The 22,605-nt window shown below is 45.0% G+C and carries 21 protein-coding genes; 18 read left to right on the forward strand and 3 right to left on the reverse strand.

The annotated features are described in order from the left end of the window. Positions 1 to 66 precede the first annotated feature (66 nt). The gene (locus B9Z54_RS20995; RefSeq protein ID WP_113930322.1) at positions 67 to 258 is read left to right on the forward strand and encodes a hypothetical protein; all 192 of its coding nucleotides are present in this window, start codon (positions 67 to 69) and stop codon (positions 256 to 258) included. Positions 259 to 357: 99 nt separating this feature from the next. Further along, on the forward strand, positions 358 to 600 hold the full coding sequence (locus B9Z54_RS21000; RefSeq protein ID WP_113930323.1) for a hypothetical protein: 243 nt from the start codon (positions 358 to 360) through the stop codon (positions 598 to 600). Between the two features lie 726 nt (positions 601 to 1,326). On the opposite strand, the gene B9Z54_RS21005 is transcribed toward B9Z54_RS21000, so the two are convergent. Further along, positions 1,327 to 2,322, reverse strand: a complete 996-nt coding sequence (locus B9Z54_RS21005) for a YeiH family protein (RefSeq protein WP_113930348.1) — start codon at positions 2,320 to 2,322, stop codon at positions 1,327 to 1,329. A 354-nt stretch (positions 2,323 to 2,676) separates the two neighbouring features. On the opposite strand from B9Z54_RS21005, the gene B9Z54_RS21010 reads away from it, so the two are divergent. Further along, positions 2,677 to 4,884 carry a DNA topoisomerase III gene (locus B9Z54_RS21010; protein WP_275887837.1) on the forward strand — a complete coding sequence of 736 codons (2,208 nt, stop codon included), beginning with the start codon at positions 2,677 to 2,679 and terminating at the stop codon, positions 4,882 to 4,884. A 155-nt stretch (positions 4,885 to 5,039) separates the two neighbouring features. Here B9Z54_RS21010 and B9Z54_RS21015 read toward each other — a convergent pair whose 3' ends face one another. Continuing rightward, positions 5,040 to 6,083, reverse strand: a complete 1,044-nt coding sequence (locus B9Z54_RS21015) for a hypothetical protein (protein ID WP_113930325.1) — start codon at positions 6,081 to 6,083, stop codon at positions 5,040 to 5,042. 159 nt (positions 6,084 to 6,242) lie between these two features. Between B9Z54_RS21015 and B9Z54_RS21020 the strand changes: the two genes are divergently transcribed. Next, positions 6,243 to 6,485, forward strand: a complete 243-nt coding sequence (locus B9Z54_RS21020; protein ID WP_113930326.1) for a hypothetical protein — start codon at positions 6,243 to 6,245, stop codon at positions 6,483 to 6,485. Positions 6,486 to 6,543: 58 nt separating this feature from the next. On the opposite strand, the gene B9Z54_RS21025 is transcribed toward B9Z54_RS21020, so the two are convergent. Beyond that, entirely contained in the window at positions 6,544 to 7,764 is a 1,221-nt protein-coding gene (locus B9Z54_RS21025; RefSeq protein WP_113930349.1) for an MDR family MFS transporter, read from the reverse strand. 108 nt (positions 7,765 to 7,872) lie between these two features. Between B9Z54_RS21025 and B9Z54_RS21030 the strand changes: the two genes are divergently transcribed. From B9Z54_RS21030 to B9Z54_RS21100, 14 genes are all read left to right on the forward strand, one after another. Then, positions 7,873 to 9,639, forward strand: coding sequence for an SgrR family transcriptional regulator (locus B9Z54_RS21030; protein WP_113930327.1), 1,767 nt, complete (start codon positions 7,873 to 7,875; stop codon positions 9,637 to 9,639). Between the two features lie 757 nt (positions 9,640 to 10,396). Continuing rightward, a complete protein-coding gene (paaK, locus tag B9Z54_RS21035; RefSeq protein WP_113930328.1) occupies positions 10,397 to 11,722 on the forward strand; it encodes a phenylacetate--CoA ligase PaaK in 1,326 nt (441 codons plus the stop codon). 75 nt (positions 11,723 to 11,797) lie between these two features. Next, on the forward strand, positions 11,798 to 12,766 hold the full coding sequence (gene paaA, locus B9Z54_RS21040) for a 1,2-phenylacetyl-CoA epoxidase subunit PaaA (protein WP_113930329.1): 969 nt from the start codon (positions 11,798 to 11,800) through the stop codon (positions 12,764 to 12,766). Positions 12,767 to 12,779: 13 nt separating this feature from the next. Beyond that, complete coding sequence (gene paaB, locus B9Z54_RS21045; protein WP_113930330.1) at positions 12,780 to 13,136, forward strand: 1,2-phenylacetyl-CoA epoxidase subunit PaaB; 357 nt, start codon at positions 12,780 to 12,782, stop codon at positions 13,134 to 13,136. After that, the gene (gene paaC / locus B9Z54_RS21050; RefSeq protein ID WP_113930350.1) at positions 13,133 to 13,948 is read left to right on the forward strand and encodes a 1,2-phenylacetyl-CoA epoxidase subunit PaaC; all 816 of its coding nucleotides are present in this window, start codon (positions 13,133 to 13,135) and stop codon (positions 13,946 to 13,948) included. The genes paaB and paaC overlap by 4 nt, the downstream gene beginning before the upstream one ends. A 6-nt stretch (positions 13,949 to 13,954) precedes the next feature. After that, positions 13,955 to 14,452, forward strand: coding sequence for a 1,2-phenylacetyl-CoA epoxidase subunit PaaD (gene paaD / locus B9Z54_RS21055; protein WP_113930331.1), 498 nt, complete (start codon positions 13,955 to 13,957; stop codon positions 14,450 to 14,452). 18 nt (positions 14,453 to 14,470) lie between these two features. Next, positions 14,471 to 14,779, forward strand: coding sequence for an EthD family reductase (locus B9Z54_RS21060; RefSeq protein WP_113930332.1), 309 nt, complete (start codon positions 14,471 to 14,473; stop codon positions 14,777 to 14,779). After that, positions 14,772 to 15,551 carry an enoyl-CoA hydratase/isomerase family protein gene (locus tag B9Z54_RS21065; RefSeq protein ID WP_113930333.1) on the forward strand — a complete coding sequence of 260 codons (780 nt, stop codon included), beginning with the start codon at positions 14,772 to 14,774 and terminating at the stop codon, positions 15,549 to 15,551. The genes B9Z54_RS21060 and B9Z54_RS21065 overlap by 8 nt, the downstream gene beginning before the upstream one ends. A 13-nt stretch (positions 15,552 to 15,564) precedes the next feature. After that, positions 15,565 to 16,338 carry an enoyl-CoA hydratase-related protein gene (locus B9Z54_RS21070; RefSeq protein ID WP_113930334.1) on the forward strand — a complete coding sequence of 258 codons (774 nt, stop codon included), beginning with the start codon at positions 15,565 to 15,567 and terminating at the stop codon, positions 16,336 to 16,338. Between the two features lie 18 nt (positions 16,339 to 16,356). Beyond that, complete coding sequence (locus B9Z54_RS21075; protein WP_113930335.1) at positions 16,357 to 17,871, forward strand: aldehyde dehydrogenase family protein; 1,515 nt, start codon at positions 16,357 to 16,359, stop codon at positions 17,869 to 17,871. A 108-nt stretch (positions 17,872 to 17,979) separates the two neighbouring features. Beyond that, complete coding sequence (locus B9Z54_RS21080; protein WP_113930336.1) at positions 17,980 to 18,831, forward strand: 3-hydroxyacyl-CoA dehydrogenase; 852 nt, start codon at positions 17,980 to 17,982, stop codon at positions 18,829 to 18,831. A gap of 13 nt (positions 18,832 to 18,844) precedes the next feature. Continuing rightward, on the forward strand, positions 18,845 to 20,047 hold the full coding sequence (locus B9Z54_RS21085) for an acetyl-CoA C-acyltransferase (protein ID WP_113930337.1): 1,203 nt from the start codon (positions 18,845 to 18,847) through the stop codon (positions 20,045 to 20,047). Between the two features lie 259 nt (positions 20,048 to 20,306). Next, entirely contained in the window at positions 20,307 to 21,182 is an 876-nt protein-coding gene (paaX, locus tag B9Z54_RS21095) for a phenylacetic acid degradation operon negative regulatory protein PaaX (protein ID WP_113930339.1), read from the forward strand. 16 nt (positions 21,183 to 21,198) lie between these two features. Continuing rightward, positions 21,199 to 22,149 (forward strand): NAD(P)H-dependent flavin oxidoreductase, encoded by a 951-nt coding sequence (locus B9Z54_RS21100; protein WP_113930340.1) that lies wholly within the window; start codon positions 21,199 to 21,201, stop codon positions 22,147 to 22,149. Positions 22,150 to 22,605 lie beyond the last annotated feature (456 nt).

A 22,605-nucleotide genomic window follows, 5' to 3' on the forward strand; every position in this document is an offset into this window, starting at 1 on the left:
AAAAGATTGAATATTGAAGTGGAATTTGAAATAATTGGAATATAATAAGTGTATAGGGGGAGCAATATGATCAAGAAAGCTGGATTACCCATGATTGTATCTTTAGCAGTCCTTATTTGTCTGCCTGTCTTTTTTCTTTGTATTTCCTTTATTACAGGCCAGTGGGGCTATCTATTGTGGAGCCTGCCGCCGTCCTTTTTAGCGGGGTTTACCGGTCTTATGGTCTCAAGGAATAAGACAAGAATGAAAAATGTATAAGATGGTTGATGTTGAATTGCCCATATATTGAAACCTTTGTCGACGGTATTCGTATAAACTGGTACAGAGGTTTTTAACTGAATGTGGGAGGTTGCTGTTTTGAAAAAAATCATGGTCTTTTTGATCAGTTTTCTTGTATTGTATACTGTACTGCAAATCGGATCCGGCCTAGTCCTTACAGCGCTTTATGTACCGGATATTGAAGGGGCTTGGGAAACAAGCACTTCTTTATCAAGTGAGGTTTCTTTTGGAGGAGGATTTACGTACTTAAGTCTTGTTTTTCTACTAACTGCAGCTTTGCTCGCAGCATTTGTTTCTAAAATCATTCAAAAAAAGTACTGAAGTCTTGTTGATTTGTAGAGTTAATAATAAAAACACATCGTTAGAGAGACGGTGTGTTTTTATTACGCTCCTTTCGCAAAGATTGGGGCTGCTTTACTAGTAAGGGATTTCCGCTCCAGGCGCACGACTCCGCGGGGCGTGCGGTGAGCCTCGGCTTTGCCTGCGGGGTCTCACCTGCCCGCTATTCCCGCAGGAGATCGTACGCCTTCCACTTCAATCCGCCTCCGTTAAAAGGTGAGGAGGGGGGAATTATTAAAAAACAACAATCTTTCAGAAAACAGCCTTTTTTATTAACCGACTCAGCACCACCGCCCCGGAGAATTTGGCAAAGTGAAGGGTCATTTCACAAAGGAACAACACACAGGGATGCTTCAAATCTTATAAAGAGATTGATTTACAGCATTGGAAACCTTTTTTGTTTGATATGATGCAGTATAAAAGCACTTTATACAGCATGAAATTCTTTTTCGGTAGAGTTGATGCTGTTTAAGAGCGCTTTATACAGCATGAAATTCTTTTTCTGGATAGCTGATGTTGTAAAAGACCCCTTTATACAGCATGAAACTTTAGTTTAGGGAGAGTTGATGCAGTTTAACAGCTATAATCCTCTGTGCATTTCCCTGATCATTGACAACCTCATCATAAAAAAGAGGACAAGACCGCACGCGGCTTTGCCCTCCCTTAGTTTAATAATATCTTGCTATTTAAGATCTGATCCAATCATTTTTACAATAAAAACAATATCATCAGCAGGCTGACCACTGAAACAGTCAAGGATGCCGCAAGACCGGCAATCAGGGGTTTAAATCCAAGCTTGGCAAACTGCTTGGGGTTCACTTGTAAGCCGACAGCGGCCATCACCATAATGATGATGAACTTCGCGGTGTCTGTCACAAATTCTTCCACAGAGCCTGGAATGATGCCGAACGAGTTTACGATACTTACAGCCAGGAACATCAGGACAAACCAAGGAAATGCTTTTCTTACAGTGTTTGAGCCACTGGGCTTATCTGTTTTCAAAAGCAGCGGAAGCACCAGAATCAGAGGAAGCAAAAACAGGGTTCTTGCCAGTTTTACAGTGGTGGCAACCTGTCCGGCTTCATTTCCGTACACATACCCGACAGCAATGGCTGAAGAAGTATCGTGGACGGCTGTTCCTGCCCATATCCCAAACGACATGGAACCCATCTCGAGAAGGTGCCCGATCAACGGGTATAAGAAAAAGGCGATAAGATTAAAAAAGACAATGATGGAAATGGCATACGCCGTTTCATTATCATCAGAGTCTATAACCCCTTTGACGGCGGAAATGGCCGTTGCCCCGCAGATGCTTGTTCCGACTCCTATCAGCAAAGAGAGCTTTCGGTCCATCTTCAGCAGGCTTCCAACCCATATGGTCATTACGATTCCCAGTATGACGGAGACCAAAATGATCCACAGCGATTGTCTTCCGATCAAGAGGATGTCGGCAAAGCTGAGGCTGACCCCAAGCATGACCACGGCAGCTTTTAATAACTTTTTCAAGGTGAGTGAAAGCCCAGGCTGAAATGCGGCATGTACCCCAACGGTATTATTAATGAGAATTCCAAGGATGATGGCGAATAAGATACTTCCCAAAAGAGGGAAAAGGGTGCCAAGATACTTGGCGGTCCCGGATATGATCAATAATAAAAGGATGCCACTGCTCCATTGTGGAAGGCGGGCAGCAATCCTTTTGTTCATAACGTCCTGCAATTAATTCACTGCTCCTCTATGCTGCTAAGTAATTCTTGTTTTTCAATACTGGTTCCTTTATTAATATCTTATCAAAAGTGGAGTGAAATTAGTTCAATTTCTTGATGTCGTCTAACATTTCCTCGAATGGAGGATCACTGACGTCTTCGTATTGTTTCACCCATTTTCACTGTTTTAGTAAGAGATGTTCAGTGACCCAATTGATCTCACATTTCCACTTTAGTGAAGAGTTAAAAGGGCCCTGCTAGTCATCATTGAAAAGTCTTTTTATAATACAAACACTCTTCTTAATTTAAATCGGTGAATCCTGTATAATGGAAGGAACTATGCGTACGTTCGCAAATGAAAGGATTGTTTCGATTGAGCAAAACATTAGTACTTGCTGAAAAACCATCAGTCGGCAGGGACATCGCTGCTGTACTGAATTGCCATAAAAAAGGAAACGGATTTATAGAAGGAGACCACTATATTGTCACTTGGGCGCTCGGCCATCTTGTAACGCTGGCCGAGCCGGATGCCTATGACAGCAAATACCAGACTTGGAGGATAGAAGACCTGCCAATGCTTCCGAATGAACTGAAGCTGGTGGTCATCAAGAAGACAGGCAGGCAGTTCAACGCAGTCAAAAGCCAGATGGTACGTAATGATGTGAAAGAAATCGTCATAGCAACAGATGCTGGACGGGAAGGCGAACTGGTCGCCCGCTGGATCATTGAAAAAGCAAGAGTAAACAAGCCGATTAAACGCTTATGGATTTCATCTGTAACAGACAAGGCTATCAAAGAAGGATTCAGAAAGCTGAAGAACGGCAAAGAATATGAAAATCTCTATGCCGCCGCCCAAGCCCGCTCGGAAGCCGATTGGTATGTAGGAATGAATGCGACCCGCGCGCTGACTGTGAAGCACAATGCACAGTTGTCCTGCGGCAGAGTCCAGACGCCGACTCTCGGTATCATTGCGCAAAGAGAAGAAGAGATCAAGAACTTCAAGCCGAAGCCGTTCTACGGCCTGAAAGCAAAGAGCCGTGAGTTTACCCTGACTTGGCAGGATAGCAAAACCAAGGAATATCGTACCTTCTCAAAAGACTTTATTGAAAAGGTGTCCGGGAAACTGAAAAGTGAAAAGAAAGCATCAGTGACTTCTGTGGACAAAAAGTTGAAGAAGAGCTTTTCACCGGGACTCTACGATTTAACAGAACTTCAGCGTGACGCTCACAAAATTTTCGGATATTCGGCAAAAGAAACCCTGTCCATCATGCAGAAGCTTTATGAGCAGCATAAGCTTTTAACGTATCCGCGTACCGATTCCCGCCACCTTTCCAGTGATATTGTGGACACACTGAAAGACAGAATCCAGGCGGTATCCATCAAGCCGTATAATCAACTTGCGGCAAAAGCGATGAAAAGTTCAGCAAAGCTGGGGAAGGCATTTGTGGATGACAGCAAAGTGTCTGATCATCACGCCATTATCCCGACAGAGCAGACGGCTTTTCTTAATTCCTTAAGCGATAAGGAACGAAAGATTTATGACCTCGTTGTAAAACGTTTCCTGGCCATGTTCCTTCCTCCTTTTCAATATGAGCAGACAACCATTGAAGCGGAGATTGCGGGCGAGACGTTCGTAGCCAAAGGAAAGCGGATTATTGAGCAGGGCTGGAAAGAGATTTTTGACAGGCAGAGTTCTTCGGAGGAAAGCGGAGATGGTTTAACCGATCAAACACTGCCGAAAATCGAGAAAGGTGACGTTTTATCTGTTTCTTCGATTGAACAGACATCCGATGTCACACAACCGCCTGCCCGATTCAATGAAGGCACGCTTCTTTCAGCAATGGAAAATCCAAAGAAATACATGGCAGGCGAAAATCAGGAGCTGATCAAGACAATTGGTACTGCAGGAGGCCTGGGAACCGTCGCCACTCGTGCGGATATTATTGAGAAGCTCTTTAACTCTGGGGTAATCGAAAATAAAGGAAAGTCCATCATGATTACATCAAAAGGGAAGCAGCTGCTTGACCTTGCTCCCGACGAATTGAAATCACCTGCTCTTACAGCTGAGTGGGAACAAAAGCTGGAGGCGATTTCCAAAGGCAAGCTGAATAAAAATACCTTTATCAGTGAAATCAAAGATTATGCCAAACAGTCTGTACATGAAATTAAAAACAGCACCAAGAAATTTGCACATGACAACATAACCGGAACAAAGTGTCCCGATTGTGGAAACCTCATGCTGGAAGTCAAAAACAAACACGGCAAAAAACTTGTTTGTAAGGACCGCGAGTGCGGTTACCGCAAAAATGTCAGCAAGAAAACAAATGCACGCTGCCCTAACTGCCATAAGCGTTTGGATTTGCGCGGTGAAGGCGAAGGCCAGATGTTCACATGTGTCTGCGGCCACCGTGAAAAACTTTCGACCTTCAATGAAAGAAGGAAAAAAGCGAAGAACAGCAAAGTCTCCAAGAGCGATGTTAACAAGTATATGAAGAAGCAGGACGACGCACCGGTCAACACGGCATTGGCAGACGCGCTCGCGAAGCTGAAATTGGATAAGTAATAGTTTGTCTGCCCCAGGTTTTTGCCTGGGGTTTTTAATTGTTATGAAAAGTAGAACCGTTTCGCCGATCAACTAGTGGGTTCCGCTGATAGACCTGCTAACTTCTCCAATAATCAGTAAAGCCTGCAAATCCGCATCTCGCATTCAATTTCCTCTCACTTGTTAGCGCCAGCACCCGTCTCCAGCAGACCCAGCGTTTCTCTCATTTTTTTATGAAAATATAAATTGCCATTCCGTTCGTCAAAGTCATCGGCAATGGCCAGGACAACCGATTCCATCTCCTGCAAAGAGAAAGGCACCCGCAGTCCGCTTTTCTTCAGGGCTTTTCCCCATACAAGCGAAGCGAGGTAGAAGGAGAACATGCCGTATGGGTTTTTATCAGCATCGGCTGAATCAATATGTCTTTCAAATATCTTCTTTCCACCCTTTGGATTGGTCAAAGCGAAAAAGAGCAGATGTTCAGAGGCTTCCACGAGTAAATTCGGTTTTTGATAGATCATGAAATAGCCTTCACTTTGAAAGTACTGCGCTTCTGCTATTTTTTCGAGCCGTAAGTAGGGCAGCAGTAATTTGGAGTAGGTGAGATGAGGGATTTCCCCACAGGTCACTTCCCTGTTCAATAATCTTTCCGCTATCCCAAGTGCCTCATCCGTTTGGTTGATCTGAAACAGATACTCCATTTCAGCTTGAAGCTCGCACGCGGCACAATCTGCCAGATCATCTCTTGGCGCGTTCAGCCACAATCCGTAATATTCTTCTGCACCTTGAAAATCACCTTTCAACAGAGCGGCTTTGTGCCGAAATTGATAGAAAGGCCGTAAGCTGAAACTATATTTTGTAAGGAGCTCTTGGAAATCAGAAAATAGTTCCTCAATGGTTTCTTGGTCAACATGAGGGAACAACACTATTCGTTCCAACGTCCATTTAAATGCCCAAAGGATAGAGGATGCCCACTCTTGAAGGTGTTCCAAGTTGTTTTGAAAAAAGTCCAGGCACCAGAAGAAATGTTCAAAAAGGATTTCAAATTCGCCTAAGAAGTTTGCGCAATTCAGCAATTCAAACCTGGCAGCAAATTCTTCATAAGGCAGTTCATTTTCACCCGTCCATGATAATAAATCTATTAATGAATTATATTTTTCATAGCTATGCTCTGTATTGGCTAATGTTTCGTAGCTCTCCCAAAACTCCTCATTCGTCAAGCAGGTCACTCCATTCTAGTAAAATAAGTCCCTAACTAAGAAATACCACTTTTTCACAAAAAAGAAAATAGAAATATGTAGTTTAGCCAATTGTCATTTTGTGGTACTTAGAAGAATAGAGATGAAAAGAGTGCGAAACTGGAAAGGGGACTCTTGATAATGTTGATGTGGATTTGGATTGCCATTGGTGTCCTGGTGCTGCTGGCAGTACTAGAAGAAGTGATTTACTATGTGCTGAATAAGCAGCTTGGCTTGGAAAGAGAGTCTAAGATTAAGAAACTATCACATTTATGGCAGAAAGGTATAGCTGTTTTTAAAAGAAAAAAGAGCATAGCAGCCAGTCTGCATAGAAAAAAGCTTGAGATCAAAACATCTCAAGCTTTTTTAGTGTTAATAAGCTGATAGACAAGCGAATCCTGTTTTGAGTCAGCTATGGGGATACCTTAATGCCCTGTACCAATTATTTTGAATCCATCGATAGTTTTATTGATGAATGGAGAGAGAACTTATCCGTTGTCAATAAAAATTGAGCAAACCCGCCGAGCAGCAACAAGAGAGCAGAGAGAACAAACAAGACGGCGCCTCCCCATTCAATCAGAATCATGCCTCCAAGAAAAGGGCCGGCCATCCTGGAAATATCCCAATGAGTTCCATATATCGAAAAGTACAGACCGCGCTTATTGGACGGTGCTATCTCGGACACATGGTTCAGCAGCCGGTTCAAGCCAAGGCTTTCAGCCACAGTCACAATCAATTGAGTAAAAATCAGCAGAAGCATGGAGGTTGAAAACCCATAAGATATGGCAGCGACAAAGTAAAGGCTGTAGGAAATAATAATGATTCTTTTGAATGAGTATTTATTGCTCCATTTTACAAGGGGGATTTCGAGAAATATGCACATGACAGCTTTTATGGAAGCAAGCGTAGTCAGGACAACAAGAAAATCCGGAAAAAGATCTTCGAGATAAATCCGGTAGTTCGTTTCCGTTTGTGCATAGAAAAAACTTATCGGCAGGCTGAATGCCATCAGGCCAAATACATAGGAGTTCTTGGAAATAAATGACTTAAGATGGAAGCCGCTTGCAGCCTGCAGGATTTCATCGCTTTCATCAGGGAGTGTTTCAGGAAGCTTGAAATATACCACAATTAAATAGATAGTTAACGCAGCTGCCTGCATTCCGAACATAAGGGCAGGATCTTGTGTATAGACAAAATAACCGATGACCGGTCCGAGCGCTAATCCGGCAGCTCCCACTGTGTTAAGCAGAGCGAAAACCTCGGAACGCAAACCGTCATCAATGGAGTCGGCAATCTGGGCGCGCTGGGCAGGAATATAAACGGAGCGGCCGGCCCCATTAATGACATAAAGAAGGGCAAACATCCAGACAGATTCGGCAAAGATAAATCCTGCCATTGCTCCTGCCTGCAGCACAAGGCCCGCAACAATGATCTTTTTTCTTCCCAGGCGGTCAGTGAGATTCCCTCCTAAGAGAGTGATGATGATTTCTGTCAGTGGCTGCAGACCCACTATGATCATGGGAAGCAGGACAGCGCCATCGAGCTTATCATAAAGATAGATGATCAAGAAGGGAGCAAGCATGGATCCAGTGACACTCGTCAGCAATTCGCCGAAGACACGAATCCAGACAAGCCCCGGGTAACGGTTTAATAGATTTTTAATCAAGGTCATCCTTCCTTTCTAATAGATCTATTTTATATAGAAGGAAAAAGGTGAAAAAGGGTAGAATTAGATATGTAAATACTTCGCCTTTTAAGAAAGGATTTTTATATGATTTCATTAGAACACTATGTGCGCTTATATTTAGCGCAGGGCAAACAGATTCATAGGAAACTTGAAATATCCCTTTCATCTATTTCAGAGGTGCTGTTTTGCACAACACGCAACAGCAAGCTGACCATCCACAAGTGGGAAAGGGAAGGGTGGGCTAAATGGTCGCCCGGCAGAGGAAGGGGAAATAAATCAACATTGACCTTTTTGGAAGATCCAGTACATCTCTTGATGGGTGAGGGCAGAAGGCTTGTGAAAAAAGGAAAACTAGAAGCGGCTCAGGATTTGATCGGGGTATACGGCAGGGAATTTCCGGGTTTGGAGGAGGATTTTGCTGACTGGCTTGAAACCTTGTTTGGATATCATGCAGAATCAGAAAGCCGTGATGTACTGAGGCTGAAGTATGGAAAGCAGCCTTTTTCACCACTGGACCCAACGCTTGCGAGTCTTCGCTCGGAATGTCACATTCTAAAGCATGTGTGTGATCGACTGGTTTCTTATAATGAAGAAAAAAATCAATTTGAGCCCCGCCTTGCCTTTCACTGGGAACATAATGAGTCAGGTGACCAATGGATTTTTTATATAAGAAAAGGTGTAAAGTTTCACGACGGAAGCCGCTTGACCACCCGGGATATTCAGCATACCTTTGAGCGCTTTCTGCAAACCGAGGAAAATCCATATCGTTGGATGCTTCAGGACCTGAATGAGACGGTTATCTTGGGAGAGCATGCAATCAAACTCCAACTGAATAAACCTAACCATTTGCTTCTTCACCTTTTAAGTGATGAGCATTTATCCGTTGTGAGGAAGAATGAACAGAAAGAAGTTTATTTGGATACTCTTATAGGGACTGGCCCATTCAGGCTTGTGAGAAATGACGGTACGAAATTGATCCTGGAAGCTAACGAGCATTATTTCAGGGAACGGCCATTTCTTGACAGCGTAGAGTTTTGGAACGTGCCCGAGGAGCGTGAAGACCGGGCTCCAGCCAAAACAGAGATGGATTTTGGATACTACAGGGGTAATGAAAAGGAAGTAGGCACCCGCAAAAGAGTAGCCCGCATTGAAAAGAATGTACAGTTTCTTTCATTGAATGGAAGGAAAAATGGTCCCTTAAAAGATCCTCTGCTTCGAAGTGCATTGAAAGCAATCGCAGACCCGTCTGCCCTTGTTGCTGAGCTGGGTGAATTCAGGAAAGAAAGTGCAGCTTCTTTTTTGGAATATAAAGAGAATCAGCGTGAGGTTGAAATAACAGATCACCTTCTAAAGAGCACCTACAATGGAGAAGAGCTTCTATTATATACCTTCCAGGACAGGGATCATGTGGAGGATGCCGCGTGGCTTAAGGAAAGATGCAAGAAATACGGCATCTCTATAAAAAACGTTTTTCTCCCAGCAGAAGAACTGCTGAGAAGCGATACGATGTCGGAAGCAGATATCATCCACGACAGTGCAACAATCACCGATCAGGAAGAATTAAGTTTTCTTCAGTTGGTCTTAGCTGAGACCAGTCCAATCTGGCACCATTTTTCTGATGAATTCAGGGAGGAGCTGCTTGCGGGAATAGATCAGTTAAAAAGTCTTTCAAGCAGGGAGAAACGCCTGAAGAGGCTTCTTATAATAGAAGAGAAATTATTGAGGTCATGCCAGGTGCTGCCGCTTTATAAAAATCTGTCAGAGCTTGAAAGTGATGAATCAATTCAGCAGGCACTGATTAACTCACAGGGCTGGATTGACTTTTACCGAATCTGGTTTAAAAGGAAATAATGTTTGGCCGGGCGAGGGCTGTCGTCCGGTTTTTTAAGTATGGGAGGAGGATCGTACCATTAAGCTAAGTCTCTTTAGAGATAACGGTACGATTAATAGAAAAACGTACCAATAAAAGAGGAATTCGCCGAGAAATGGTGCGATTAACGGAAAAACCTACCATTAAAAGAGGAACCCAGCGAGAAAACGGTACGATTAATAGAAAAACGTACCAATAAAAGAGGAATTCGGCGAGAAAATGGTGCGATTAACGGAAAAACGTACCATTAAAAGAGGAACCCAGCGAGAAAATGGTGCGATTAACGAAAAATATACCATTAAAACAGGTCTACCATAATTTAACGATACCTTTAGCTGTTTAAATACTACTTCCGAAGCAGGAACCTGGATCAAACGTAACCCCACCTCGATAAGAACCGATCAAATAAAACAACTCCTGTATCCCAACCAGCCCCACATCCATGATGGTTCATCATGCCCGCCCCATTACAAGGGATTATTACAAAGCCGCTTGGCAGACCAATTCCCCTCCCAGTCTACTAAATGTTAATCAAAACAGATCTGCTAACCTAATCAAATAAGAGTTTCTATAAAAATATAAATTTTCAGAAAATATATTGACTTTTCAGGAATTTAACGTTATCTTTTGAGTGTAGATGTATAACAAAATAAATATATCACGAATAAAAAGCGTTATATAAAAATAGAGAATCTTCCAAGTCGAGAGGGCCATGTCGAGTAAAGGGGGAAATACTGAGTGATTTTACATGAAATTGAAACGTGGTACAGAAGCGATACCGAATTAATTCAGCTTGGACGCCTTCAGAAGACGATAGCCAGTGTTTACGCTAATGTCTCATTTTACAGAGAGCAGTTAGATAATAGGGGCATCAAACCAGAAGACATTCAATCATTGCAGGACATTCAACTCCTTCCGTTCACGACGAAGGCTGATTTGCGTAACCATTATCCATTTGGAATGTTTGCGGTTCCACAGGGTGAACTGGTGAGGGTACATGCTTCATCAGGGACGAGCGGCAAACCGACTGTAGTTGGCTATACGCAAAAGGATATTGACATGTGGAGTGAAATTGTCGCACGGGCAATAGCGGCTGGCGGCGGAAAGCCTGGGGACTTCCTGCACAATGCCTATGGCTACGGATTATTCACTGGCGGACTTGGCCTCCATTATGGAAGCGAAAGACTTGGATTAGTGACAGTTCCGGTGTCAGGAGGAAATGCGGAAAGGCAGATTACACTGATTGAGGATTTTAAACCAACTGTCATTTGCGGCACGCCGTCCTATATTTTGAATATAGCCGAGAAGATGGAAGAACAGGGTAAAGATCCTGCCAAAACCTCTGTGAAATATGGAATCTTTGGCGCTGAGCCATGGTCGGAAAAAATGAGGCAGAAAATTGAAGAAAAATGGAATCTGAAAGCCTGTGATATTTATGGATTGAGTGAAGTGATCGGACCGGGAGTGGCGATGGAATGCCATGAGGCACAATCGGGATTGCACATTGCGGAAGATCATTTCCTGCCTGAGATTATCGATCCAGTCACATTGGAATCACTGCCCCCAGGGGAAGAAGGGGAACTGGTTTTCACTTCATTGACGAAGGAAGCGTTTCCAATTATCCGGTACAGGACTGGAGATATCGCATCATTGTCATATGGAAAATGCTCTTGCGGCCGTACGACAGTGAAGATGTCGCGGGTCAAGGGGCGGGTGGATGACATGATGATCATCCGGGGAGTCAATGTATTCCCTTCAGAGGTGGAGCACTATCTGCTCACTATAGAGGAGTTATCTCCTCACTACCAGATTCATCTAACCAGGCAGGGAACATTGGATTCAGTGGAACTTCATGTGGAAATCAAGGAAGAGGTATTTTCAGGACTGGAACAAAACCTTGAACATGAAAGCATTTTTCTTCTGGCAAAGAAGATTCAGCATATCATGAAAAGCAGCTGTCTGGTGTCCATGGAGGTTAAGGTGAAAAGTCCAAAGTCACTTCCGCGGTCTGAAGGAAAAGCTGTGAGGGTGCTGGATATGAGGGAAAGCGGTCTGGGAGTTTAAAAATTTTTGGAATTTAATAGTATAACAACATAAAAGGGTGGCGTAATAAATACGTTATCTTAGGAGGTCTTTACTATGAGTGATACTGCATCATTTGCGGCGTTGACAGAAGAGGAAAAGATGGAGCACTTCATGAAGCGTATTGAAGCAGGGGAGAAAATCGAAGCCGATGACTGGATGCCGGATGAGTACAGAAAGGTATTGATTAAATTAATATCCATGCATGGAATCAGCGAAATAATGGGAGCGCTTCCAGAGAAAGAGTGGGTGCCGAAAGCTCCGACTCTGGGCAGGAAACTTGGCATCATGGCGAAAGTGCAGGATGAAATGGGACATGGGCAGCTCCTCCTGCGAGTGGCTGAAGATCTCATGAAGCCCTACGGCAAGACTCGTGAAGAAATCATGCAGGATCTATTTTCAGGAGACTTAAAGTTTCATAACGTTTTCCATATGGAAGCCCCAACATGGGGAGATGCCGGACTGATCGGCTGGCTGGTTGATGGTGCCGCCATCATCACACAGACTAACATGCTCGGAGCATCCTATGGTCCCTATGCAAGGGCATTGAAGAGGATCTGCGCTGAGGAAGTGTTCCATGCCCAGCATGGAGAAGCGATCATCATGGCATTGGCGGAAGGCACTTCAGAACAGAAGGCGCTTGTACAAGATGCTGTTGATCGCTGGTGGGAATCTCTTCTTATGTTCTTTGGTCCGGGAAGTGCCTCTACAACGGGTTCATCCAAACAGGATATCACGATTAAGTATGGTATCCGCACCAAGACCAATGAGCAGCTGCGACAGGATTTTTTCTCAAAGTATGTTCCAAGAGTTCTTTCGTTGGGACTGAAGCTGCCGGATGAAACAATGTACTTCGATCAAGAGAAGGAAGAATGGATTTATCAGCAGCCTGATTGGAGCAAGTTTAAGGAAATAGTTAAGAACAATGGTCCGAAATCGCAGGAAAGATTGAACCTCAGAAGAATCTCATATGAAAATAATGCCTGGGTCCGCGAAGCACTGAGCGGGGATACAGCAGCAGGATAAGGGGGCGGATGACATGTCGGATAAGAGCAGGAATTTTTATCAGGAATATGAAGTATTCAGCAGAAGAACAGATAATGCCCCGATGCAGCATCAGTTCAGCCTGCTGGCACCGAATCAGGAAATTGCGCTGGTGATGGCTCAGGAGAATTTTATGAGAAGAGAACCTGCGGCTGATATTTGGGTCGTCAAAAGAAATGACATCAGAAAGATGAATCAAGAGGAAAAAGAATCTCTTCAACGCCTCGATAATAAGGATTACCGGAACGCCAAAGGCTACGGTTACCTTAAGAAAAAATGGCGCCACTATGAACAGGAGATGCTGGACGAGAAAGAGATTCTGTCTTGGGAAGGGAAGGCGAAAAAGTCATGACTGTAAGCAGTGCAGCTGAAGTAAAGGATAAGAACTACAAAACAGCATTGGTTGAACTTTTGTACGGGCTGGCAGATGACGATTTCATCATCGCCTACCGGGGTTCCGAATGGCTTGGCCTTGCTCCCCATATCGAAGAAGATGTCGCATTCTCTTCGATTAACCAGGATACGATGGGGCATGCCGCGATGTTTTACAGGCTCCTTGAAGATCTTGGTGAGGGAGAGATGAACAGTCTTGCCCATGCGAGAGGAGCCGAAGAGCGGCGCAATGCCATCATCTTAGAAGAAGTAAACGGGCCCGGAACCTATCTCGTCGAACCTGACTACGATTGGGCATTCGCTGTCGTCAGGAACTATTTCTATGCTCAGTCAAAAAAAATCAAAATCGAATCACTAAAGAATTCTTCCTATCAGCCATTGGCGGATGCGGCTGTCAAGGTGAACATGGAGCTCTACTATCACCTCTTGCATTGGAAGACATGGTTCTCTCAGTTGATGAACTCAAACAGCGAAGCGAGAAAACGCATGATGAATGCGGTGGAAAAAACAGCGGCCGACTTCGCGGGAGTTCTTTCCTTGGGAGAACAGGGTGAAGAGATGGCGAAAGCAGGATTGATCGAGGGCGAAGAAATGCTGGTCATGCGCTGGAAGAATGCTGTCAAACCAATCTTTGAAGCTTGCAGCCTTTCACTTCCGGAATTAGATATGAAGAGAGGAAACGGCCGGAATAAAGTGCATACTACAGACCTTCAGCAGGCCATTGACGTCCTGAGCGAGGTCTACAACTCAGATCCGGCAGCAGCCTGGTAAAAGGGAATGATACAGTTGACAGAAAAAGATGAGCGCATATTGAATATACTTCAGCAGGTAAAGGACCCTGAAATCGATTCGGTCAGCATTGTTGAACTGGGAATGGTTGAGCAGGCTGAATTGAAAGAAGGGAAAGCGGTGATAAAGCTGCTGCCGACCTTTATGGGATGCCCTGCCTTGGAAATCATCAAAGCCAACGTGGAAAAAGCTCTCTTGGCAGACGCTGAAATTACATTGACGGATGTGGATTTCCTTTTCAGCCCTCCATGGACGTCCGACCGGGTGTCCGAGGCAGGGCGGGAAAAACTCAAGGAATTCGGGATAGCGCCGCCTCCGGAAAGACTGGAAGACGATGGTGGATGGAAGGTCGATTGCCCATACTGTGATTCGCCGTATACCACTATGGAAAACATTTTCGGACCTACAGCCTGCCGCAGCATTCTTTACTGCAAGCAATGCAAAAACCCGTTTGAAGCAATGAAACCAATATCTACTATTATGTGAAAAAAGGGAGAGATTACAATGGTAAAATTGATCGCACTTTACAAGCATCCTGAAAATAAGGAACAATTCGACGAGCATTACTTTAATACACACGCACCTATCACAGCAAAGATTCCTGGTTTGAAAGAAATGAAGGTTACTAAGGTCGTCGGCTCCCCAATGGGTGGAGAAGGCAAGTACTACCTGATGTGTGAAATGTTCTATGACAGCCATGAATCATTGAAAGCAGCCATGAAATCTGACGAAGGTAAAGCTTCCGGAAAGGATTTAATGTCTTTTGCCGGTGACCTTGTCACATTGATGATCGGTGAAGAAGTGAATGAGTAAGCACTATGAATATATCAATGTGTGCGTGGAAGACGGCATCGGCCTTGTCGAGCTTAACCGCCCGAAAGTTCTCAATGCGATAAACAGAGGAATGGTGTCTGAAATACTATCCGCTTTTGAAAGCTTTGACAGAAATGAGGAAGTAAAGGTCATCCTACTTTCCGGAAAAGGCAGGGCATTTGCTGCAGGTGCCGATATCGCTGAAATGGCCAATGACAATGCCATCGATTTCGAACTGATGAACCAGTTTGCCGACTGGGACCGGACCGCGGCAGTGAAGAAGCCGATTATCGGAGCGGTACAAGGGTTTGCACTTGGGGGAGGTTTCGAGCTGGCTTTATGCTGCGACATGCTGTTTGCTGCAGATGCTGCGGAGTTCGGGTTTCCTGAAGTAAGTCTTGCGGTAATGCCTGGTGCAGGCGGAACCCAAAGATTGACGAAGCTGATCGGCAAAACCCGTGCAATGGAATGGCTGATGACCGGGGACAGAATGTCTGCTGCGGAAGCCCTGAGGCTGGGGATCATAAACAGAGTAGTGGCCAGGGAACTTTTATTTGAAGAAACGAAGAAGTTTGCAGGCAGGCTTGCCAAACAGCCTCCGTTATCGATCCGCTTGATAAAAGAGTCTGTCCTGAAAGCAGTCGATTATTCTCTCTATGAAGGTATGCAGTATGAACGTAAAAACTTTAGTTTGCTTTTCGCTTCCGAAGATCAAAAAGAAGGAATGAAGGCATTCATTGAAAAAAGAAAACCGCAGTATAAAGGAAAGTAAAGGAGGTATCACCATGTTCGAAACGATCCTCTATGAAGTCAGGAATGGAGTGGCCTGGATCTCCATGAACCGTCCGGATAAGCTGAATGCTTTCATCGCTAAAATGAATAGGGAGATTGCCAAAGCACTGAAGCAGTCTTCGAGGGATGAAGCTGTCCGAGCCATTGTGATTACTGGAGAGGGCAGGGCATTTTGTTCAGGGCAGGATTTAAGTGAAGTAAGCGAAGACATGGATCACGGTGAAGTGCTGAGAAATCATTATGGTCCGATGGTCAAAGAGCTGGCCGCTTGTGAAAAGCCGGTCATCGCCGGGGTAAATGGAGTTGCGGCTGGAGCAGGAATGAGCTTGGCTTTGGCCTGTGATTTCCGATTGCTCTCGGAGAAAGCAAGTTTTGTAGAAGCCTTCATTCACGTCGGCCTTGTACCGGATTCAGGCAACCTCTACTATCTGACCAGGCTTGTTGGCCATGCCAAAGCTTTGGAACTGGCCGTGTTTGGTGAAAAAATCTCTGCAGTCAAGGCAGAAGAGCTCGGTCTTGCCAATAAAGTGATAGGCCTCGATGAATGGGAAACCGAAGTGACGGCGTATGCAGAAAGGCTTGCCAATATGCCGACAAAAGCAATCGGTTTGATCAAACGATACCTGAATGAAAGCTATCATTGCAGTTTGGAAGAGTATTTGGAAAAAGAAGCTTACGGGCAGAGGATTGCCGGCCAAAGTGAAGACCACCGCGAAGGTGTCGGTGCATTTCTGGAAAAGAGAAAGCCTGTATTCCAAGGCAAATAATATTGAGGAGATGAGAAAATGGCAACTGTAAAAGAGCAAAATTTCGAAGTCCTTGAAACAAAGCGTGAACATTATGGAATGATTATCAATGGAGAAAGAACGGACGGCTCTGGAGAAACATTCACTACATACAACCCGGCAACAGGAGAAGCCATTGCCACTGTAGCAAAAGCAACAACGGAAGATGCAGAACGTGCGGTCCAGGCGGCAAGAGATGCCTTCGATAAAGGAAAGTGGAAGAAGTTCCCGGTTAATAAGCGTCAAAGAATCATGATGAAAATTGCCGGTATCATGAGATCACGTTTCAATGAGCTGGTGGCTCTGGAAATTATGGACAGCGGAAAATCCTTGTCTGCTGCACAAGGTCAGGTCATGCAGGCCATTGAAGATTTTGAATTTTACGCAGGTGCCATTGTAGGTCACCGCGGAACTGTCAACAATGTGCCTGGGCAGTTCCAGAACGTAGCTGAAAAAGAGCCTGTAGGGGTCTGCGCTCAAATCATTCCTTGGAATTATCCTCTCATGATGGCAGCATGGAAAGTTGCACCGGCTATTGCAGTTGGATGTTCTGTAGTCGTTAAACCTGCATCTCTTACTCCGCTTACAGCCATTGTACTGGGTGAAATCTGTATCGAAGCGGGAGTGCCGCAGGGAGTAGTCAACGTTATTCCTGGATCTGGTTCCACGATTGGAAATTACCTTGTAGAGCATGATCAAGTGGATAAAGTAGCATTCACAGGGTCGACGCCAATCGGTAAAAATATTATGGAAAGAGCTTCCCAGACACTGAAGCGTGTAACATTGGAACTTGGCGGTAAATCCCCGAACATCGTATTCGAAGATGCAGATGTGGACGCAGCTGTTGACGGTTCCCTGTTCGGAATCTTCTATAATACTGGGCAGTCCTGTGAGGCGCGTTCAAGATTATATGTTCATGAAGATATATATGATGAGTTCATGGAAAAGTTTGTTGCTAAAACAAAACAGCTTTCCCTTGGTGATCCGTTTGATAAAGGAACACATATCGGTGCCATCATTGATGACAATCAAGTGAAAACGATTGATGGTTATGTGCAATCCGCCAAAGAAGAAGGAGCGACGATTCTTGCAGGCGGTAAACCTGGAACTGTAGAAGGGTTTGAAAACGGTCACTGGTATGAGCCGACCATCATTACAGACGTAAACCATGAAATGAAAGCAGTAAGAGAAGAAATTTTTGGACCGGTTGTGGTGGTCATGAAATTCAGTGACGAAAAAGAAGCAATCAAGCTTGCCAATGATACTCTCTATGGACTTGGTTCTGCTCTTTGGACAACGGATTATGCAAAAGCGACAAGAGTCTCGAAAGCAATCCAGGCTGGAATTGTCATGATCAACTGTCCATTCTCAGCATTCCCTGGTACTCCGTTCGGGGGCTATAAGCAATCCGGTTTCGGAAGGGAACTTTGTATCGAAACTCTGGATCTGTATACAGAAACGAAAAGTATCATTTCTTACTTTGGCAGCCGTCCATTAAATCCATTCGGCTTGTAAAATGAATCAGCATGCTCGGGACTGCGGCTCATCCAGTTCATCTGGATAGGCATCAGTCCCTTGATGCTTATATTAATGAAGAAACTCGTCTTATGAGGAGGCCTGAGGATGAATAAACTGATAGTGATTGGATCCGGCGTAATGGGCAGGGGAATTGCCTATGTAAGTGCAGTCGGCGGATTCCAGACGACACTCGTAGATATTGAACAAAGACAGCTGGACAATGCACAGGGAGAACTCTCTTCTATTTTTCAAAAAGGAGTCGACCGCGGAAAGCTTTCCCAGGAAGAACGTACCGCTTCACAAGAAAGATTAACATTTTCAACGGATATGGCTGGAGCCGTCAAAGATGCAGATCTTGTTATAGAGGCAGTGCCTGAAAAGACAGAAATCAAAAGATCTGTATTTGAAAGTATTGATGAGCATGCCAAACCGTCTTGTTATTTTGCGACAAACACATCAACAATGAGTCCTACTGAAATAGCTTCATTTACCAAACGGCCTGAAAAAGTGATTGCCATGCACTTTTTTAATCCTGTACATAAAATGCCGCTTGTGGAAATTGTCCGCGGATTGGAAACAAGCGATGAGACGGCACAATTTGTCCAAGCTGCCGCCAAAAAAATGGGTAAAGAAACCGTTATCATCAATGAGTTTCCTGGCTTTGTCACGAGCCGCATATCTGCCCTTGTCGGCAACGAAGCTTTCTATATGCTTCAGGAAGGTCTCGGGACCCCTGAAGAAATCGATAAAGCCATCAAACTGGGCCTGAATTATCCAATGGGTCCTTTTGAACTTGGCGATTTGGTCGGTCTTGACGCAAGGCTTAATAACCTGAAGTATCTGCATGAAAAGCTTGGTGAAAAGTACCGTCCGGCTCCGCTGCTGGAGAAGTATGTGAAAGCAGGAAGATTGGGAAGGAAGTCAGGACGCGGGGTATACGACTACACTAACAATTAAAGGAGGGACTTCAATGAGGGAAGTCGTCATTGTCGATGCTGTCCGTACACCTATCGGAAAATACAAAGGCGCTTTGAAAAACATACGTCCCGATGACCTGGGAGCTATCGTCATCAAAGCACTGATGGAAAGAAATCCGGAGATGCCTCCGGAACTGGTGGAAGAAGTCGTCCTGGGTAACGCCAATGGCGCAGGTGAGGACAACCGCAATGTAGCCAGGATGTCCGCCCTATTGGCTGGCATGCCGGTTGAAACAGGGGGAACGACAATCAACCGGTTATGCGGTTCTGGTCTCGATGCGGTTAATTATGCAGCCAGGGCCATTTTAGCCGGAGAGGGCGATGTATTTATAGCCGGCGGAACAGAGAGCATGACGAGGGCTCCATTTGTCATGGCTAAACCTGAAAAGGAATTTCCGCGGGGAAATATGGAGATGTTTGACACAACGATTGGCTGGAGGTTTGTGAACAGCAGTCTCGCCCAGCGATATGGAACGGACAGCATGCCGGAAACAGCGGAAAATGTTGCAAAGCAATTCTCTATCTCAAGAGAAGAACAGGATGAGTTTGCCCTTAACAGCCAATTGAAGGCTAAAGAAGCAATGGAATCAGGAGTCTTTCGTGATGAAATTATCCCTGTAGTCTACAAGGACCGTAAAGGCAATGAGATTGTGGTTGACAGGGATGAGCATCCCCGTCCGGACTCCAGTATGGAAAAGCTCTCCAAGCTGAAGCCTCTTTTTGAGAATGGAACAGTAACAGCAGGGAACGCTTCCGGGGTGAATGACGGTGCTTCTGCGCTGCTGTTGATGACTGCCAAAAAAGCGAAGGAGCTTGGGTTAAAGCCCCTGGCCAGGTATGTGGTTTCAGCGACAGCAGGATTAGAGCCTTCTGTCATGGGCTTGGGGCCGATTCATGCAACACGTAAGGCATTAAAGCGTGCTCACCTTCATAATGAAGATCTGGGCTTAATCGAATTGAACGAAGCATTCGCCTCACAGTCTCTGGCTTGTATCAGAGAGCTGGGGCTTGATTCAGCGCGGGTTAATGTCCATGGCGGAGCGATTGCCTTTGGGCATCCACTTGGCGCAAGCGGAGCAAGGATACTGACAACCCTTTTGTATGAAATGAAGCGGAGGGATGTCAGACATGGTCTGGCTACTATGTGTATTGGTGTCGGCCAGGGAATTGCCACGATTGTCGAGAGGGTGGAGTAGCAGGTTTTTAAGTCTGGCTGCCCCGGCTGCCTATAGAGTAAGAACATTCCATGGAGACGTATGTCTTCATGGTGTTTTTTAATATAATATATATGGGTGTTTTTGCAGGTTGTTATTTTCATAAAAGTGCTAAAAATCATACTTTTTGTTTAAAAAGAATCATTTTCTATGATAGAATAATCTTTAACGTAAATTGGACGTCACAGATATATTATGCTGATAAAATATCTTGTGTGAAAGTTAGAAAGAGGCGAACAGGTTGAATACTAGATCGATGATTTTCACTTTATACGGAGATTACATACGGCACTATGGAAATAAAATCTGGATTGGGAGCCTGATTAAACTGTTGAGGGAGTTCGGGCATAATGACCAGGCTGTCAGGGCAGCGATTTCACGGATGAACAAACAGGGCTGGGTCCAATCTGAAAAGCAGGGCAACAAGAGTTACTATTCTTTGACAGAGCGCGGACTGAAACGTATGGAAGAGGCTGCACAGCGTATTTTTAAACTGCAGACGGAAAAATGGGACGGACAATGGCGCATTCTTATGTATACCATTCCCGAAGAGATCCGCAATGTAAGGGACGAGCTTCGAAAAGAACTCGTTTGGAGCGGCTTCGGCACCCTTTCCAACAGCTGCTGGATATCACCGAACAACCTGGACAAGCAGGTTTATGATCTAATTGAAAAGTATGATATTAAGCAATACGTGGATTTCTTCATTGCCAAGTATGACGGCCCTAATGAAGATCAGCATATCATCGGCAAGAGCTGGGACCTGCAGGAAATCAATGACCGATATGCTGAATTCATTTCCGAATACAGCCAGAAATTTATCATAGACAAAAACAAAATTGAAAAAGGCGAAATGACAGAAGCACAATGCTTTGTGGAAAGGACAAAACTCATCCATGAATACAGGAAGTTCCTTTTCGTGGATCCTGGTCTTCCAGAAGAACTCCTGCCTGAAAAATGGCTTGGTGCCCATGCAGCATCCCTTTTCAGTGATTATTACAAAGTGCTTGCGAAACCGGCGTCTCAATTTTTTGAAGAGGTTTATCAGGAAGGCAATGAAATGACGAATAAAGATCAGTCCTACAACATGTTTGATCACCCATTGATCCTGGAGTGAAAAGGGGGAAAGAGCAGTGGATAAAGTGACGAAAATCCTTGGAATATCCTATCCTATTCTGCAGGGGGGGATGGGCAACATCAGCAATGCCCGGCTGACTTCGGCTGTCTCGGAAGCAGGAGGGCTGGGAACCGTCGGGGCTGGAACGATGCCGCCAGAAGAAGTGGAAGAAATCATTCTTAAAACAAAAGAGCTGACAGAGAAACCGTTTGCTCTTAACATTCCAATCTCTGTCACGGAACATTTAAAAGAAATGGCAGAGCTTGTTTTAAAGCATAAGCTGGCAGCAGTCTCTCTGTCTGCAGGAAACCCGGCACCTCTAATTCCGGTTTTCAAAGAGAGAGGGATAAAGGTGATATGTGTTGTGGCCTCGGCAAAACAAGCGGTGAAAGCCCAGCAGGAAGGGGCGGATATCATCGTGGCGGAAGGGTATGAAGCGGCAGGAATCAACTCGAGCCTCGAAACGACGACCCTCACATTGATTCCACAGATCCTGGAAGCAGTGAACCTCCCAGTGATCGCAGCAGGAGGGATTGGAAGCGGAAAAGGGCTGGCTGCTATGCTTGCTCTTGGTGCATCCGGAGTCCAAATGGGTACACGGTTGATTGCTACGGCGGAGGCGCCTTTCCATGAAAACTATAAAAATACCTTGCTGCAAGCAGATGATAAGGGAACCGTGATTGTCGGCAGGACCGTGGGCCGGGTCCGCCGGATCATGAAAACACCTTATGCCGAGAAACTTTTGGCGCACGAAAAAGAAGGGATGGCTCCCGCTGATTTTGCGCGGATCACTTCCGAAGACTATCACAAAAAAGGTGCATTGGAAGGCAAATTAGATGAAGGCTTTATCAATGGCGGGCAGGTCAGCAGCTTGATTGCCGATATCCCTACCGTGGCAGAATTATTTGAAAGAATGATAAAAGAAGCGAGAGAATGTTTAACCGCAGGTGCGAAAAGACTGGTTTGAAGACGGACATCTATGTTCGTCTTTTTTTGTGCTTGGTGAGAAGCTGTGCTGAAAGAGAACATTGCACGGGAGGTCCTTGCAGGTGCGTGATTGGGTACATGAAAGTTCCTGCCATCAAGAGATGATGTCCTCAAGAAGCTGGTTGGGGTACATAAAAGTGCCTGCCAACAGGAGATGATGTCCCCAAGAAGCTAGCTCGGGTACATGAAAGCGTCGGCCACCAGGAGATGATGTCCCCAAGAAGCTAGCTCGGGTACATGAAAGCGTTGGCCATCAGGAGATGATGTCCCCAAGAGACTGGTTTGGGTACATGATTATGCCTGCCAACAGGAGATGATGTCCCCAAGAAGCTAGCTCGGGTACATGAAAGCGTCGACCACTAAGAGATGATGTTCCCAAGAAGCTAGCTCGGGTACATGAAAGCGTCGGCCATCAGGAGATGATGTCCCCAAGAAG

Source organism: Bacillus sp. P14.5, from assembly GCF_003316765.1.
Classification (GTDB): domain Bacteria; phylum Bacillota; class Bacilli; order Bacillales; family Bacillaceae_B; genus Rossellomorea.